Annotated in this window: 19 protein-coding genes; 13 read left to right on the forward strand and 6 right to left on the reverse strand. The window is 67.4% G+C overall.

What is annotated here, in order from left to right; genetic code table 11:
- The first annotated feature begins 7 nt into the window (after positions 1 to 7).
- A complete protein-coding gene (locus G6N43_RS03325; RefSeq protein WP_083156925.1) occupies positions 8 to 316 on the forward strand; it encodes a hypothetical protein in 309 nt (102 codons plus the stop codon).
- Positions 317 to 323: 7 nt separating this feature from the next.
- On the opposite strand, the gene G6N43_RS03330 is transcribed toward G6N43_RS03325, so the two are convergent.
- The gene (locus tag G6N43_RS03330) at positions 324 to 530 is read right to left on the reverse strand and encodes a hypothetical protein (protein ID WP_083156926.1); all 207 of its coding nucleotides are present in this window, start codon (positions 528 to 530) and stop codon (positions 324 to 326) included.
- A gap of 52 nt (positions 531 to 582) precedes the next feature.
- Positions 583 to 1,065, reverse strand: coding sequence for a flavin reductase family protein (locus tag G6N43_RS03335; protein WP_083156927.1), 483 nt, complete (start codon positions 1,063 to 1,065; stop codon positions 583 to 585).
- Positions 1,066 to 1,091: 26 nt separating this feature from the next.
- Between G6N43_RS03335 and G6N43_RS03340 the strand changes: the two genes are divergently transcribed.
- The 4 genes from G6N43_RS03340 to G6N43_RS03355 all read left to right on the forward strand — a co-directional run bounded on the left by G6N43_RS03340 (position 1,092) and on the right by G6N43_RS03355 (position 4,786).
- On the forward strand, positions 1,092 to 1,553 hold the full coding sequence (locus G6N43_RS03340; protein WP_083156928.1) for a PPOX class F420-dependent oxidoreductase: 462 nt from the start codon (positions 1,092 to 1,094) through the stop codon (positions 1,551 to 1,553).
- Positions 1,554 to 1,768: 215 nt separating this feature from the next.
- The gene (locus G6N43_RS03345) at positions 1,769 to 3,004 is read left to right on the forward strand and encodes an MMP alpha-(1->4)-mannosyltransferase (protein ID WP_083156929.1); all 1,236 of its coding nucleotides are present in this window, start codon (positions 1,769 to 1,771) and stop codon (positions 3,002 to 3,004) included.
- Positions 2,998 to 3,729: a class I SAM-dependent methyltransferase gene (locus tag G6N43_RS03350; RefSeq protein ID WP_083156930.1), complete on the forward strand. Its 732-nt coding sequence runs from the start codon at positions 2,998 to 3,000 to the stop codon at positions 3,727 to 3,729. The genes G6N43_RS03345 and G6N43_RS03350 overlap by 7 nt, the downstream gene beginning before the upstream one ends.
- Before the next feature lies 1 nt (position 3,730).
- A complete protein-coding gene (locus tag G6N43_RS03355; RefSeq protein ID WP_234810278.1) occupies positions 3,731 to 4,786 on the forward strand; it encodes an MMP endo-(1,4)-3-O-methyl-alpha-D-mannosidase in 1,056 nt (351 codons plus the stop codon).
- Positions 4,787 to 4,790: 4 nt separating this feature from the next.
- Here the strand turns inward: G6N43_RS03355 and G6N43_RS03360 are convergent, their stop codons facing one another.
- On the reverse strand, positions 4,791 to 5,462 hold the full coding sequence (locus G6N43_RS03360; RefSeq protein WP_083156932.1) for a class I SAM-dependent methyltransferase: 672 nt from the start codon (positions 5,460 to 5,462) through the stop codon (positions 4,791 to 4,793).
- A gap of 53 nt (positions 5,463 to 5,515) precedes the next feature.
- On the opposite strand from G6N43_RS03360, the gene G6N43_RS03365 reads away from it, so the two are divergent.
- Positions 5,516 to 6,085: a TetR/AcrR family transcriptional regulator gene (locus tag G6N43_RS03365; RefSeq protein WP_083156933.1), complete on the forward strand. Its 570-nt coding sequence runs from the start codon at positions 5,516 to 5,518 to the stop codon at positions 6,083 to 6,085.
- On the opposite strand, the gene G6N43_RS03370 is transcribed toward G6N43_RS03365, so the two are convergent.
- On the reverse strand, positions 6,082 to 6,699 hold the full coding sequence (locus tag G6N43_RS03370; protein ID WP_083156934.1) for a TetR/AcrR family transcriptional regulator: 618 nt from the start codon (positions 6,697 to 6,699) through the stop codon (positions 6,082 to 6,084). The genes G6N43_RS03365 and G6N43_RS03370 overlap by 4 nt on opposite strands.
- A 125-nt stretch (positions 6,700 to 6,824) precedes the next feature.
- On the opposite strand from G6N43_RS03370, the gene G6N43_RS03375 reads away from it, so the two are divergent.
- Both G6N43_RS03375 and G6N43_RS03380 read left to right on the forward strand, forming a co-directional pair.
- Positions 6,825 to 8,153, forward strand: a complete 1,329-nt coding sequence (locus G6N43_RS03375; protein ID WP_083156935.1) for a cytochrome P450 — start codon at positions 6,825 to 6,827, stop codon at positions 8,151 to 8,153.
- 23 nt (positions 8,154 to 8,176) lie between these two features.
- Positions 8,177 to 8,623: a YiiD C-terminal domain-containing protein gene (locus tag G6N43_RS03380; protein WP_083156936.1), complete on the forward strand. Its 447-nt coding sequence runs from the start codon at positions 8,177 to 8,179 to the stop codon at positions 8,621 to 8,623.
- Here the strand turns inward: G6N43_RS03380 and msrA are convergent, their stop codons facing one another.
- Both msrA and msrB read right to left on the reverse strand, forming a co-directional pair.
- A complete protein-coding gene (gene msrA / locus G6N43_RS03385; protein WP_083156937.1) occupies positions 8,624 to 9,133 on the reverse strand; it encodes a peptide-methionine (S)-S-oxide reductase MsrA in 510 nt (169 codons plus the stop codon).
- Positions 9,130 to 9,591, reverse strand: coding sequence for a peptide-methionine (R)-S-oxide reductase MsrB (gene msrB, locus G6N43_RS03390; protein WP_083156938.1), 462 nt, complete (start codon positions 9,589 to 9,591; stop codon positions 9,130 to 9,132). Before msrB ends, msrA begins: the two co-directional genes overlap by 4 nt.
- A gap of 110 nt (positions 9,592 to 9,701) precedes the next feature.
- Here msrB and G6N43_RS03395 point away from each other — a divergent pair, with 110 nt between their 5' ends.
- The 5 genes from G6N43_RS03395 to G6N43_RS03415 all read left to right on the forward strand — a co-directional run bounded on the left by G6N43_RS03395 (position 9,702) and on the right by G6N43_RS03415 (position 15,476).
- A complete protein-coding gene (locus G6N43_RS03395) occupies positions 9,702 to 10,208 on the forward strand; it encodes a nuclear transport factor 2 family protein (protein WP_083156939.1) in 507 nt (168 codons plus the stop codon).
- Positions 10,205 to 11,233, forward strand: coding sequence for an NAD-dependent epimerase/dehydratase family protein (locus G6N43_RS03400; RefSeq protein ID WP_083156940.1), 1,029 nt, complete (start codon positions 10,205 to 10,207; stop codon positions 11,231 to 11,233). The genes G6N43_RS03395 and G6N43_RS03400 overlap by 4 nt, the downstream gene beginning before the upstream one ends.
- Positions 11,234 to 11,266: 33 nt before the next feature.
- Positions 11,267 to 14,038 carry a helix-turn-helix transcriptional regulator gene (locus G6N43_RS03405; protein ID WP_083156941.1) on the forward strand — a complete coding sequence of 924 codons (2,772 nt, stop codon included), beginning with the start codon at positions 11,267 to 11,269 and terminating at the stop codon, positions 14,036 to 14,038.
- 66 nt (positions 14,039 to 14,104) lie between these two features.
- Complete coding sequence (locus G6N43_RS03410; RefSeq protein WP_163657972.1) at positions 14,105 to 14,827, forward strand: SDR family NAD(P)-dependent oxidoreductase; 723 nt, start codon at positions 14,105 to 14,107, stop codon at positions 14,825 to 14,827.
- A gap of 34 nt (positions 14,828 to 14,861) precedes the next feature.
- Complete coding sequence (locus G6N43_RS03415) at positions 14,862 to 15,476, forward strand: sigma-70 family RNA polymerase sigma factor (protein WP_110810549.1); 615 nt, start codon at positions 14,862 to 14,864, stop codon at positions 15,474 to 15,476.
- Positions 15,477 to 15,478 lie beyond the last annotated feature (2 nt).

Here is a 15,478-nt window from a genome sequence, read left to right on the forward strand (position 1 = left end):
TCGAATAGTGGGTGAGCTCCAGTCGATCGGCTACAACGGGCAGCCGGTAGCGCCGGCGTTCCGTCGCGTCGACCCGCCCGTCACGGTGCTTGTAGACCTCGCGGCCCTGTTCCCGCGCGAGCCCCATCGGACCGGTGGTTACAACCCGGCCGGACTGCAGCTGCATTCGATCGTCGAGGGCAAGCTGACGTGCTGGGGCACTTGCGAACAGGGCTATTGGTGGGGCCTGGTCACCTACGAGATCGCCTACGGCGCCCGCCGCAAAGCGGTGACGCACTGGATCCCGGCGTGGACGCTCAAGCGCAAGACCGACTAATCGTCCGCTACGCAGACATCCGCGCTGTCGTGATCAGCCGGCCCTTGAGCCGCCGGTGCACGGCGACGATCCTCTGGTCCAGCTTGTCCAGCCGCGCCAGCAGGGCCTGACCGTCGGAACGTGACAACGTCTCCAACGGGAACACCTCCACTGCGCGGCAGCCGGCTTCGATGGCATCGAGCGCCTCTATGAGTACTTCTTTATCCGAACGCATGTTCGAATCATAATGCCGGCTTATGACACGTGACGAAAGTTGTCCACGAGGCTCACGCTTCGTGTCCGGGCTCCAGGTCTCGAACATCGGAAAAGGTCACGAGCTGCTCGAACGAGTCGGGGGCGTCTCCGTCGACGGGCTCCAACAGGAAGCCGACATGGTCGCCGAGGGCGTAGCGGTTGAGTACCTCACCGACGAACCAGCCCGCCGCATCGTCGAGGATCGGCATCCCGTGCGGACCCTGCCGCCACCCGCATCGGCTGAACTTGTCCACGTGATCGCCGGTCTCGCTGCCGAACAACCGCGCCAGTTCGCGGTGTCGTCGTGGCAGCAGATGGACGGCCAGGTGTGTCGCGTGGCGGGCCACCCGATAGGTGTGGTTCTTCTCCGACAGCCCGACAAGGAACCGTGGCGGCCCGATACTCACCTGGCTGGTGAACCCGACCAGGCAGCCCGAGCGCTCTTCGCCCGCGCGGGTGGTGACGACGTACATCGGGTAGTCGAGGTTGGAGACGAGCTTCTCGAAGGCTTCCATCGTTATCCCGTCGCTAGTGTTGGGTCATGGCCAGAAAGTACGCGACCGCCGACGCTGTCGACCTGCCTGAGCTGCTGGAGTTCGTAAGACCGCGACATCGCATGGTGCTCACCACATTTCGATCGGACGGCTCCTTGCAGAGTTCGCCGGTGACGGGTGGCGTTGACGATCAGGGCCGCATCGTGATCGCGAGCTATCCGCAGCGGGCCAAGTCCGTCAACATCCGGCGCACGCCACGTGCGAGCATCACCGTGCTGTCCGACGAGTTCAACGGAGCCTACGTCCAGGTCGACGGCGATGCCGAGGTAATCGACCTGCCGGACGCCGTCGAACCGCTCGTCGACTACTTCCGCTCCATCTCCGGCGAGCATCCCGACTGGGATGAGTACCGACACGCGATGGTCGATCAGGGCAAGTGTCTGATTCGCGTCACACCGACGCGGTGGGGTCCCGTCGCCACCGGGGGATTCCCGCCAGAACAGCAGTAGTGGTGGCCTCGGCGCGCGCCCGACGGATAGAGGTCGGAGAGCGCGCACCGCACCGTATGTGGTAGTCAGAGCAGTAGGGACGCGTTGCGTCCGATAGCTAGTCAAACTATAGTCTGGACACATGTCCAGAAAGGTTCGGGGTCTTTGAGTGATGTGATTTGTCCTGCTCACCGGGCCTGGACGTGTCCGCCAGCGCGCATCGTCGTGGGTTGAAGATGCGCATCGCTCTGTTGTCGTACCGGAGTAAGACCCATTGCGGAGGGCAGGGGGTCTACGTCCGCCACCTGTCCCGCGGGCTCGTCGAGCTCGGCCATGACGTCGAGGTGTTCTCCGGCCAGCCGTACCCCGAGGGCCTCGATCCGCGGGTGCGCCTGACCAAGGTGCCCAGCCTCGACCTCTACCGCGAGCCGGACCCGTTCCGCATTCCGTGGCCCAACGAGATCAAGACGACCATCGATCTTCGCGAGCTGCTGACGACCTGGACCGCGGGCTTCCCGGAGCCGAAGACCTTCAGCCTGCGTGCCGCCCGCGTGCTGGCCGAGCGCCGCGACGACTTCGACGTGGTCCACGACAACCAGTGCCTCGGCTCTGGTCTGCTGAAGATCGCCGACATCGGACTGCCGGTGGTGGCGACGGTGCACCATCCGATCACCAGGGACCGCGTGCTGGACGTCGCGGCGGCACCGTGGTGGCGCAAGCCATTGGTGCGCCGCTGGTACGGATTCGCCGAGATGCAGAAGGACGTGGCGCGACGGATCCCCGAGCTGCTGACCGTCTCTTCGACGTCGGCCGCCGACATCGCCGAGGACTTCGGTGTGACGCCGAGCCAGCTGCACGTCGTTCCGCTGGGCGTCGACACCGAACTGTTCAAACCTGCGGAGCGACGGGTGCGTAACCGCATCATCGCGATCGCAAGTGCCGACGTGCCGCTCAAGGGCGTCGCGCATCTGCTGAACGCCGTCGCGCGGCTGCGCGTCGAACGCGACCTCGAACTGCAGCTCGTCGCCAAGCTCGAACCCAACGGCCCGACCGAGAAGCTGATCGCGGAGCTCGGCATCTCCGACATCGTCCACAGTTCGAGCGGACTCACCGATTCCGAACTCGCCGACCTGCTGGCGTCGGCCGAAGTCGCCTGCATCCCTTCGCTTTACGAGGGCTTCTCGCTGCCTGCGGTGGAGGCGATGGCCAGCGGCACACCGATCGTCGCAAGCCGTGCGGGCGCGCTGCCCGAGGTGGTCGGCGCTGACGGTGAATGTGCGCGGTTGGTGACCCCTGCCGACGTCGACGAGCTGACCAGGGTGCTCGGCGAACTCCTCGACTCGCCGCTGGAGCTGCGCAGGCTGGGCGCCAACGGCCGCCAGCGTGCGCTGGACGTGTTCAGCTGGGAATCCGTTGCGGCGCAGACGGTGGCGGTGTACGAGCAGGCATGTGAGCGGGTCGCGAAATGCTGACCGTCGACTATGACCGGCTCGGTGTCGGCGCGGGCACGAAGGTGATCGACGTCGGCTGCGGCGCGGGCAGGCACACCTTCGAGGCGTACCGGCGCGGCGCCGACGTCATCGGCTTCGATCAGAACGTCGAGGATCTCAACAACGTCGACGAGATCCTGAAGGCCATGAAGGACAAGGGCGAGGTCCCGGCGTCGGCCAAGGCCGAGGTCGTCAAGGGCGACGCGCTGGACCTGCCGTACGACGACGGCACGTTCGACTGCGTCATCGCGTCGGAGATCCTCGAGCACGTTCCCGAGGACGACCGGGCGATCGCGGAACTCGTCCGAGTCCTCAAACCCGGTGGTGCACTGGCGATCACGGTGCCGCGGTGGCTGCCCGAGAAGGTGTGCTGGATTCTGTCCGACGAGTACCACGCCAACGAGGGCGGGCACATCAGGATCTACAAGGCCGACGCGCTGCGGGACAAGGTGCTCGCCCACGGCCTGACACTCACCGGCACCCACCATGCGCATGCGCTGCACGCCCCGTACTGGTGGCTGAAATGCGCTGTCGGAACTGAGAAGTCGGATCACCCAGCGGTGCAGGCGTATCACAAGCTGCTGGTGTGGGACATGATGAGCCGACCCTGGCTCACGCGGACGGCGGAGTCGGTGCTGAACCCGCTGATCGGCAAGAGCGTCGCGATGTATTTCAAGAAACCGGTGGTACCTGTTGCTGTCTCCTAACGTGCCCGGCGTGCCCGGTGTTCTGACGCCGGCGCAATGCCGTCAGACCGCCCGATCGATCGCCGACACGCAGGAGTCCTCTGGAGCCATTCCGTGGTTCGAGGGCGGTCACACCGATCCCTGGGACCACGTCGAGAACGCGATGGCACTGACGGCCGCCGGACTTCTCGAGCCCGCGCGCGGCGCATTCGAGTGGTGCCGCAATATGCAACGGCCCGACGGCTCGTGGCCCATCCAGGTGCGCAACGGCGTCATCGAGGATGCCAACAGCGACAGTAACTTCTGCGCCTACATCGCGACCGGCGTCTGGCACCACGTGCTGATCACCGAGGACCGGCGGTTCGCCGAGACGATGTGGCCCGTCGTCACCAAGGCCGTCGACTTCGTGCTCGACATGCAGTTCAGCGGCGGCGAAATCGCTTGGGCCAGAAGCCCGTCGGGCCTGGAGAACGAAGCGCTGCTGACCGGATGTGCCAGCATCTACCACAGCCTCCGGTGTGCGCTGGCGCTCGCGGACTACTTCGACGATCCGCAGCCGGAGTGGGAACTTGCGGTCGGCCGGCTCGGACACGTGATCGCCGAGCATCCCGACGCCTTCGTGACGAAGGACCGTTGGTCGATGGAGTGGTACTACCCGGTGCTGGGTGGCGCCGTGCGTGGCGCTGCCGCGCGGACACGCATCGACGAACGCTGGGACGACTTCGTCGTGCCCGGGCTCGGTATCCGTTGCGTGGACGACCGGCCGTGGGTCACCGGAGCCGAAACCTGTGAGCTGGTAATGGCATTGGACGCCATCGGCGACACCGCCCGGGCACACGCGCAGTTCGCCGCGATGCACCACTTGCGCGAAGAGGACGGGTCGTACTGGACCGGTCTGGTGTATGCCGACGGCAAGCGGTGGCCCGTCGAGCGCACCACGTGGACCGGTGCGGCGATGATCCTCGCGGCCGACGCGTTGTCGCGCACGACGGCGGCCAGTGGCATCTTCCGCGGCGCGGACCTGCCCCGCGGTCTCGAGGGCGAGTACGACTGCGAGTGCGCGACCAGCGATCGCTAGCGCGTCACAGGTCTTCCCCGGGCACGCCGGACATGCGCTCCAGCACCCGCATCGACCCCGTCGCCGACACCTCGCGGAAGTCGCCGGTGTCCAGCGCCCTGCGGTAGACGTGGTACGGCGCCTGGCCGCCGTCGTCCGGATTCGGGAACACGTCATGGATGACCAGCGCGCCGCCGACCTCCACCCACCGCGCCCAGCCGTCGAAGTCGCGCTGCGCGGCCTCCTCGGTGTGGCCACCGTCGATGAACAAGAACCGCAACGGAGTTCGCCATCCACGGGCCACCGTCGTCGAGCGGCCGACGATCGCGACGACGTGATCGTCTACCCCGGCGGCGTCGAGTGTGTGCCGCAGCGTCGGCAGCGTGTCGAACAGTCCGGTCACCGGATCGACCATCGACTCGTCGTGGTACTCCCAACCCGGCTGATGCTCCTCGGAGCCGTGGTGATGATCGATGGTGTAGATGACACCGCCGCTCTGTTGGGCCGCAGCGCCGAGCAGGACCGTCGACTTGCCGCAGTACGTACCGATCTCGACGCCGATGCCGTCGCCCAGATACCGGACGGCGGTGTCGTACAGCGCGCGCCCCTCGTCGGCGGGCATGAAACCGGTCACCCGGTCGGCGAGTGCGAACAGGCGGGCGGCGGCCTCGGGGAGGGCGGTTTCAGTAACGCTCATGGAGGCCAACCTACCGTTGCTGGTCAATGGCAGTTGTAGTAGCGTCCGGACATGTGTCCGACGCGACCTTGGAGTCGACTCGGCGCCGTCTGACCGCCAAGCAGGCTGACACTGTTGATCGTCTGGGCAGGGCCGCGGTCGAGCTCCTTCACCGAGATGGTTTCGCCGCTCTGACCGTGCGTCGGGTGGCCGCCGAAGCGGGTGTCGGAGCAGCGACGGCCTACACCTACTTCTCGTCGAAGGAGCACCTGGTCGCCGAGGTGTTCTGGCGCAGGCTCGCCGCGTCCCCACCCGCCGCACACGACTCCGGTGACCCGGCTACGCGCGTCATCGAGGTGCTCCGCCACATCGCGCTGTTGGTCGCCGACGAGCCGGAGTTCGCGGGCGCGGTGACCACCGCGCTGTTGGGTAAGGACCCCGACGTGGAGGCGCTGCGGTTGCGTATCGGGCGCGACATCCGCGACCGGTTAACCCTGGCGCTCGGGCCGGGTATCGATCCGGACGTCATCGACTCGTTGGAGTTGCTGTACGCCGGCGCGCTGGTCCGCAGCGGGATGGGCTATGCGTCGTACGCGGAAATCGCTGAGCGACTGGAGAAGTCGGCGCGGCTGATCCTGCGCTAGCGTGGGCCGAGGATCGCCGTCGCCGCAGTGATCGCGTGGTCGGTGATGCCGCGTACATCTCGACCGTCCTCGACGAACAGCGCGGTCAGTTCACGCAGACCGCCCAACACGATCAGCGCCAGCGGGCGCGACAGCGGCGCGATGTGCGCACGCCGGAACCCGGGGCTGTCGCTGAGCTCGACCAGCATGTCGGTCAGGTGTTCCATGGCCTGCCGATGCAGCGGCTGGGCCACGGCGCCAAGTGCGGGAAGCTCACGGATCCAGCTCAGCGTCACCTCGGGCCTGGCTTCGATGTGGCCCACGTAGGCGTTGACGGCCTGGTGGATCTGCTCCTGCCAGTCCGCCTCGGGGTCGACGGCGTTGCGGATGTTTGCGATCAGGATCTCGTTGTTCCGGCGGAGCAGCTCGATCAGGCACTCTTCCTTGCTGGCGAACCGCTCGTAGAAGGTGCGCTTGGAGGTGCGGGCGTGCCGGACGATGTCGGCGACGGTGGTGTCGCGAAATCCGCGCTCGATGATCGATGCGGCCATGCCGTCCAGTAACCGGTCGCGGAACGGGTCAGGGGTGTCACCCGACTGCGAATCACGCACACCTTGGTTGAGCGCAGTCGTCATCTCGCCTCCATCCGACCCCTTGCGAAGGGGTGGTACTAACCGGTACCGTACTACACAAAGCTACGGTACAGCGTAGTACCAGATAGTCCGTCGGGAGAGCGCGGCCCGCGGGCAGAGGAGAGGCGATGACTGACGCAGCGACCATCGACACCGAAGCCCCGACGACCCAGGGGAAGATGCCGCCCGTCGTGCGCCTGCCCAAGGCGGTCCAAGGAGTCCTGCTGGCAGGCTTCCGCCGACGGTTCCTGAGCTACGCGCAGAAGCGCTACGGCTCCGTGTTCGCCATCAACGTGCCGTTCTTCAGTCACAGCGTGGTGGTTTCGGATCCGAAGCTCGTGCGGCAGGTCTTCCTGGCGAGCACGGACGACCTGATCAACGTCCAGCCGAACCTCAGCCGGATCTTCGGACCGGGTTCGGTCTTCGCGCTGGACGGCACGGAGCACCGGGCGCGCCGCAAACTGCTCGCGCCGCCCTTCCACGGCCAGAGCATCAAGAACTACGAGAAGATCATCGAAGAGGAGACGCTGCGCGAGAGTGCAAACTGGCCGGAGGGCAAGGAGTTTCGCACGCTCGAGCCGATGAACCGAATCACGCTCAGCGTGATCCTGCGCGCTGTGTTCGGTGCCGACGGCGCTGAACTGGACTACCTGCGCGAGATCATCCCGCCGTGGGCCGAACTCGGTTCGCGGATGGCGACGCTGCCGGAGCCGTCGTTCAACACGACCCGCTACAGCCCGTGGGGCCGGCTCACCGAGTTCCGCCGCAACTTCGACCGAACGGTCTTCGCGCTGATCGACAAGGCGAGGTCCGATCCGCGGTTCGAGGAACGCACCGACATCCTCGCGCTGCTGTTGCGCAGCACTTATGAGGACGGCACGCCGATGTCGGATCAGGACGTCTCCGACGAGTTGCTGACGCTGCTGGGTGCGGGCCACGAAACCACCGCATCGACGTTGGGCTGGGCATTCGAGCGGCTGCGTCGCCACCCCGACATCCTCGCCAAGCTGGTGGAGGAGAACGACGCGGGCGGCAACGAGTACCGCCAGGCCTTCATCCAGGAGTTGCAGCGCAACCGCACGGTGATCGACTTCTCCGGACGCCATGTGCTGGCACCACATTTCGACCTCGGCGAGTGGCGGATTCCGCGCGGCTACACCGTGATGCTCGCGCTTGCCCACGTGCACGCCGATCCCGAGGTGTTTCCCGATCCCGAACGGTTGGACCCCGACCGGTTCCTGAACACCAGGACGCCGACGGCGTGGGTGCCGTTCGGCGGTGGCACGCGCAGGTGCATCGGGGCGGCGTTCGCCAACGCCGAGCTGGACGTGGTGCTGCGAACGATCTTGCGGGAGTTCGTGATCGAGACCGATAACGCCCCCGACGAGAAGGTTCACTTCCGCGGTATCGCCTTCACCCCGAAGGCCGGCGGGCTGGTCACACTGCGTCGACGGTGAGGTCTGTCGGCTAGTTTCGTCGTATGAGTCTCGTCGACATGATGAACGACGGGATGGCGGCGACCATCCCCGCGGCGCACAAGTTGGGTATCAAGGCGGCTGAGGCGCGTCGCGGGTTCGCGGCCGCCACTGTGCCGTTGGCGGAGAACGGCAACCACTTCGGCGTCGTGTACGCCGGCGTCCAGTTCGCGGTGGCCGAGATCCTCGGCGGGATCATCGCGATCGCGAGCTTCGATCCCACCAAGTACTACCCGCTGGTGAAGAAGGTCGACATCGAGTTCGTCGGGATGGCTCGTTCGGATCTGCGGGCCGAAGCGTCCCTCGCGGACGACGAAGTGCGCCGCGTCGAAACCGAAGCCTCGGAAAACGGAAAGGCCGACTTCGCGCTGGAGGCGGTGGTCCGTGACGAAGCCGGCCAGACCGTGGCCGTCACCCGTGGGCTCTATCAGTTACGGGCCCACGGGAAATAGTCAGACGGTCTCCCGCTTGGGCAGCTTCCAGCCGGCCCGCGGGAAGTGGCAGGTGTAGCCGTTCGGATAGCGCTCCAGATAATCCTGGTGCTCGGGCTCGGCCTCCCAGAACTCGCTTGCGGGAGTCACTTCCGTGACGACCTTGCCCGGCCACAGCCCCGACGCGTCGACGTCGGCGATGGTGTCGTCCGCGGTGCGCTTCTGTTCGTCGTCGAGATAGAAGATCGCCGACCGGTAGCTGGTGCCGACATCGTTGCCCTGCCGGTTCTTGGTCGTCGGATCGTGGATCTGGAAGAAGAACTCGAGCAGCGCGCGGTAGTCGGTCTGCGCGGGGTCGTAGATGATCTCGATGGCCTCGGCATGGCCGGGATGGTTGCGGTACGTCGGGTGGTCGTTCTCGCCACCGGTGTAACCGACCCGGGTGCTGACGATGCCGGGCTGCTTGCGGATCAGGTCCTGCATGCCCCAGAAGCAGCCGCCCGCCAGAATCGCCTTCTTGTACTCACTCATGCCTGTGCCTCCTGGTTCGTGAACAGCTTCTTGTATTCGCCGTAACCCGCGGCGTCGAGATCGTCGAGGTGGATGAACTTCAGCGAAGCGGAGTTGATGCAGTAGCGCAACCCACCCTCGGACCGCGGCCCGTCGTTGAACACATGACCGAGATGGCTGTCGCCGTTGGCGGACCGGACCTCGGTGCGGATCATCAGGTGGGAGAAGTCGCGCTTCTCCACCACGTTGGCCGGGTCGACGGGCCGGGTGAAGCTCGGCCAGCCGGTGCCGCTGTCGAACTTGTCGACCGACGCGAACAGCGGTTCGCCGGACACCACGTCGACGTAGATGCCGGGTTCGTGGTTGTCCCAGTACTCACCGGTGAACGGCCGCTCGGTGCCGTTCTCCTGCGTGACGTGGTACCGCTCTGGCGACAAGGCGGCCACCGCGGCGGGATTCTTGTTGTATTGCTGCGTCATAGTGCCTGTATAACCGTCGGCGCGACGTCGGTGTTCCGCGCAGAGATTACGGAATTATGATCCCGCCCGATGCTCGACAAACAGCAGTAGAACGTGTTCTAGTTCTGAGTGTGACGACCCCTACCTTCAGCCGCGACGAGCTGGCCGCGGCGTTCGAGAAGTTCGAGGCGACGGTCGACCACGCCGCCCAGACCAGGGACTGGGATCCGTGGGTTGAGCAGTACACACCCGACGTGACCTACGTCGAACACGCGGCGGGCACAATGCGCGGCCGCGAGGAGGTGCGGCCCTGGATCTGGGCGACGATGGAGTCCTTCCCCGGCAGCTACATGACGTCGTTCCCGGCGCTGTGGAAGGTCTTCGACGAGGCGACGGGCAGGGTGATCTGCGAGCTCGACAACCCGATGCGCGACCCGGGCGACGGCACGATCATCAGCGCCACCAACATCTCGATCATCACCTACGCAGGCGACGGCCTGTGGTGCCGCCAGGAGGACGTCTACAACCCCTTGCGGTTCGCGAAGGCGGCGATGAAGTGGTGCCGCAAGGCCGAGGAGCTCGGCACGCTGCCGGATGAGGCGGCCGAGTGGCTGAAGAAGTACGGAGGGCAGCCGTGACCGCACTTGTCATCGGCGCCAACGGTTATCTCGGCAGCCACGTCACCCGCCAGCTCGTGCAGAGCGGAGCGGACGTGCGCGTCATGGTGCGCGAATCCGCCAACACCATCGGCATCGACGACATCGACGTCACCCGGTTCATCGGCGACATCTGGGACAACGACACCCTGCGCGCGGCGATGGCCGGGGTCGACGACGTCTACTACTGCGTCGTCGACACCCGCGGCTGGCTGCGCGATCCCGCCCCGCTGTTCCATACGAACGTCGAGGGCACACGCAATGTGCTCGAGATCGCGAAAGACGCTGGGCTGCACCGGTTTATCTTCACCAGCAGCTACGTGACCGTCGGCCGCAAGCGCGGACACGTCGCCACGGAGAACGACATCATCGCCGACGGCGGCAAGGGACTGACGCCGTACGTGCGGTCGCGCGTGCAGGCCGAGGAGCTCGTGTTGTCCTACGCACGCGAGCACGGCCTGCCCGCCATCGCGATGTGCGTGTCGACGACGTACGGCGCGGGAGACTGGGGCCGGACCCCGCACGGCGCGATCATCGCGGGCGCGGCATTCGGCAAGCTGCCGTTCGTGATGGACAAGATCGAGCTCGAGGCGGTCGGCATCGACGATGCGGCGCGCGCCCTACTGCTGGCGGCCGAACGCGGCCGGGTCGGCGAGCGCTATCTGATCTCGGAGAAGCTGATCACCAACGCCGAGGTCGTGCGGATCGCCGCCGAGGCTGCCGGTGTGCCCGCGCCCACGAAGTCGATTCCGTTGCCGCTCGCGTACGCGTTGGCGGCGCTCGGGACGGTGAAGGCCACGCTGCGTGGCACCGACGAACAACTGTCGCTGGGATCGCTGCGCCTCATGCGCGCGGAGGCGCCCGTCGACTGCACCAAGGCCAAGACGGAACTCGGCTGGGAGCCAAGGCCCGTCGAGGAGTCGATCCGGGAGGCCGCGCGATTCTGGGTCGGCCTGCGCAAGGCCAAGCGCAAAGACGCCTCTGCCACGGAGGGCGCCACCGGCTAGCCTGAATCCGGGCATCAAGATCGGGCGGTAGTCATGGCTGGCAGCGATCAGCGCCTGCTCGGACGAAGTGACGAGTGCGAGGCGCTGGACCGGGTGCTCGACGCTGCCCGCACCGGACAAAGCCAGGTGCTCGTGATGCGCGGCGAGTCCGGTGTCGGCAAGACCGCGCTGCTCGACTACGTCGCCGACCGCGCGACCGGGTTCCGCACGACGCAGGCGGCCGGCGTCGAAGCCGACTTCGATCTGGCATTCGCGGGCCTGCACCAGTTGTGCGCCCCGATGCTCGACCGTCTCGACCGGCTGCCGGCCCCCCAGCGTGACGCACTGGCGATCGCGTTCGGACAGAGCGCGGGGCCCGCGCCGGAGCGGTTCCTCGTCGGCCTCGCGGTGCTGAGCCTGCTGGCCGAGGCCACCTCGGACCAACCGCTGCTCTGCGTCATCGACGATGCGCAGTGGCTCGACCGCGTCTCGGCACAGACGCTCGCCTTCGTCGCACGCCGCCTGCTCGCCGAACCCGTCGCGCTGGTATTCACGGTCCGCGACGGCACCGATGACGAGCTGAAGGGCTTGCCGGAGTTGGCGATTCGCGGTCTGTCCGACAGCGACGCGCGTGCGCTGCTCGACTCGGTCATCCATGGTCGGCTCGACGACCGCGTGCGCGATCGGATCGTTGCCGAGGCACGCGGCAACCCGCTGGCGCTGCTCGAGCTGCCGCGTGATCCCGCCGCGGCGGAGGGCGGCTTCGGCCGTCCCGACGCGCGCCCACCCGCGGGGCATATCGAGCAGAGTTTCCTGCGGCGCATCCAATCGCTGCCGATGCCGACCCAACGCCTGCTGCTCACCGCGGCCGCGGAACCGGTCGGCGACAAGGCGCTGCTGATCCGGGCGGCTCGCAGCCTCGGGATCACCACCGACGTCGCCGCGCATGCCGAGGCCGAGGGACTGATCGAGATCGGCGCCCGCGTGCGGTTCCGGCACCCGCTGATCCGGTCGGCGGCGTACCGCGCGGCGGACGTCGATGAACGTCGTGAGGTGCATCGGGCACTGGCCGAGGCGACGGATCCGGAGTCGGACCCCGATCGGCGCGCCTGGCACGGCGCGATCGCGACGATCGGCACCGACGAGGAGGTGGCCGACGAACTGGAGCGGTCGGCCGAGCGGGCGCAGGGCAAGGGCGGGGTGGCCGCCGCAGCCGCGTTCCTGGAGCGGGCCGCCGAGCTGACACTCGACCCGGTGCGGCGCGGCGCGCGAGCCTTGGCCGCCGCCCAGGCGAAGTTCGCGGCCACCTCACCCGACGCGGCGCAGGAGATGCTGGCGATGGCGGAGTTGAGCCCGCTCGACGACCTGCAGCGCGCGCAGGTCGCCCGGCTCCGCGCCCAGATCGCATTCGTGCAGAGCCGGGCCGCCGAACACGACGGGACACCGGTCGCCGACACCGCGCTCGGCCTGCTGCAAGCGGCAAGGGGACTCGAGGGACTCGACGCCGGGCTCGCTCGCGAAACGTACCTGCAGGCGCTCGGCGCCGCCATGTACGCCGGCCGGTTGTGCCCGCACGGCGGCCCGGTGGTGGTGGCCGAACCGGCGCGCCACGCGCCGCCGGCACAACATCCGCGGCCCTACGATCTGCTGCTGGACGGGCTCGCGATCCGCATCACCGAAGGTCACGCGCCGAGCCTGCCGATCCTGCGTGAGGCGATCACCCAGATCCTCGACGCGACTCAACGTGGCGACGACGACGTCACCCGGTGGTTCTGGCTGGCGTTCCCGATCGCCCAGGAATCGGCGACGGGTGAGCTGTGGGATGACGAGCTGTGGCACAGGTTGGCCACCACCGCCGTCCGGCTCGCGCGCGATGCCGGTGCGCTGGTCGTGCTGCCGCTCGCCCTCGCCACCCGCGCCGGTGTCTACGTCTACGCGGGTGAAATCGACGCGGCGGCGACGCTGCTCGAAGAGGCCGAGGCGATCAGTGCCGCGACCGGATACGAGCCGCTGCGCTACCACGCGATCTCCGTCGCCATCTGGCGCGGCCGCGAGGCCGAGGCGGAGCGACTCCTCGAGGCGGCTGCGGAACGGGCGAGAGCGCGCGGGGAGGGTCGTGTCGTGGGCATGTACGGCTCGGCCAAGGCGACGCTGTACAACGGCCTCGGCCGTTACGAGGAGGCGTTGGCTGCGGCTCAACTGTCTTGTGAGAGCGAAGATCTCGGCTTCTACAAATGGACCCTGGTCGAGCTCATCGAGGCGGCCGCCAGAAGCGGCAACCTAGACGTGGCACACGCTGCGATGGAGCGGCTCGAGGAGACGGCGGCCTGCGGAACCGAGTGGTCGCTGGGGGCGCTTGCCCGTTCCCGTGCGCTGCTGGCCGAAGGGCAGACCGCGGAGGACCACTACCGGGAGGCGATCGAACGGTTCGGGCGCACCCGGATCACCGTTCACCTGGCGCGCGCGCATCTGCTGTTCGGCGAGTGGCTGCGCCGCGAGCACCGTCGGGTGGACGCACGCGAACAGCTGGGCATCGCGCACGAGATGTTCGTCCGGATGGGCGCCGAGGCGTTCGCCGAGCGGACCCGGCGCGAGCTGTTGGTCACCGGCGAGAAGACCCGTAAGCAGACGGTGGGATCAGGGGAGGGGTTGACGGCGCAGGAGGCGCAGATCGCCCAGCTCGCAGGCTCCGGGCTGACCAACCAGGAGATCGGCGCCCAGCTGTTCATCAGCGCACACACCGTCGAATGGCACCTGCGCAAGGTCTTCGCCAAGCTCGGCATCAAGTCGCGTCGGCAGCTGCGCGGGCGAGCCGAGGTCACCTAGCGGACCACGGTTCGACTACGGACTTTCAAGGGTCCGCTACGCGGTCGCGCTCGCGACGATGAAAGTGTGGAACTTGCAGATCACGTCGCACTGATCACCGGTGGCACCGCGGGGATCGGCTGGGAGTCGGCCAGGCTGATGGCCTCCGAAGGGGCCACGGTGATCATCTCCGGCCGTGACCGCGAGCGCGGTGAGCAGGCGGCGGCCCGGCTCGGTGAGAAGGCGCGCTTCGTCCAGGCTGACCTGTCCGACATGGAGTCGGTGCACTCGCTGGTGCAGCAGGTCGGCGCCGTCGACGTCGTCGTGAACAACGCGGCGAACTTCACCGGCGCCGCCACCGTCGAGCAGGACGTCACCGTGTTTGAGTCGATCTTCGACACCAACGTCCGCGGTGCGTACTTCCTGGTGGCCGGCTTGGTGCCGGGCATGCTCGAACGTGGCCGCGGCAGCATCGTCAACGTCACCTCCATGGTCGCCTCCAAGGGCGTCGCCGGGGCATCCGGCTACAGCGCGTCGAAGGCGGCGCTGGAGTCGCTGACCCGAACGTGGGCCGCCGAGTTCGGCGAGCATGGCGTGCGGGTCAACACCGTCGCGCCCGGCCCGACCCGCACCGAAGGTGTGGCGGCCGAATGGGGCGAGACGAACGAGGAGCTCGGCCGCGCACTGCCGCTGGGCCGGACCGCGCATGCCGCCGAAATCGCCGAGGCGGTGCTATTTCTCGCGTCACCACGAGCCAGCTTCATCACCGGCTCGACCCTGCATGTCGACGGCGGCGGCTCGGCTGTTTGACGCCCTCATGGACCTACTCAAACGAAGGATTGCCATGAACGCGACGCTCGAGGAGGCCGCAGTGACGTTCCTTGAATGCCGAGATCGGCTGTACAGCATCGCCTTTCGCGTTCTGCGTGACGGCGATGAGGCCGAGGACATCGTGCAGGACGCCTGGCTGAGGTGGCAGCTGTGTGACCGCAGCGTCGTCCTGGATCCGATCGCCTTCTTGACCACCACCACCAAGCGGCTCGCGCTCAACTCGGTGCAGTCGGCACGCGCACGTCACGAAACCCACGTCACCCGTTGGCTGCCCGATCCCGTCGACCACGAGGCGGATCCACTGCACTGCGTCGAACAGTGCGAGGCTTTGGAGTTCGTGGCCCTCACTCTGCTCGAGCGGCTGTCACCGCCCGAGCGCGCCGCGTATGTGCTTCGGGAGGCCTTCGACTATTCGTACGCGGAGGTCGCGGCCATCATCGAGGTGAGCCAGGCGAACGCGCGTCAACTCGTCAGTCGCGCCCGCAAACATCTTGCCGCAGAACGGCGCGAGGAACCCAGCGGCGCGGATCGGCGGCGTCTGGTGGTGGCGTTGACCGTGGCCGCGCAGACGGGCGACCTGGACACCCTGGAAACGGTGTTCACCGAGGACTTGGCGATGGCGGCCTAGGT

The sequence above is a fragment of the Mycolicibacterium moriokaense genome (assembly GCF_010726085.1).
GTDB lineage: Bacteria > Actinomycetota > Actinomycetes > Mycobacteriales > Mycobacteriaceae > Mycobacterium > Mycobacterium moriokaense.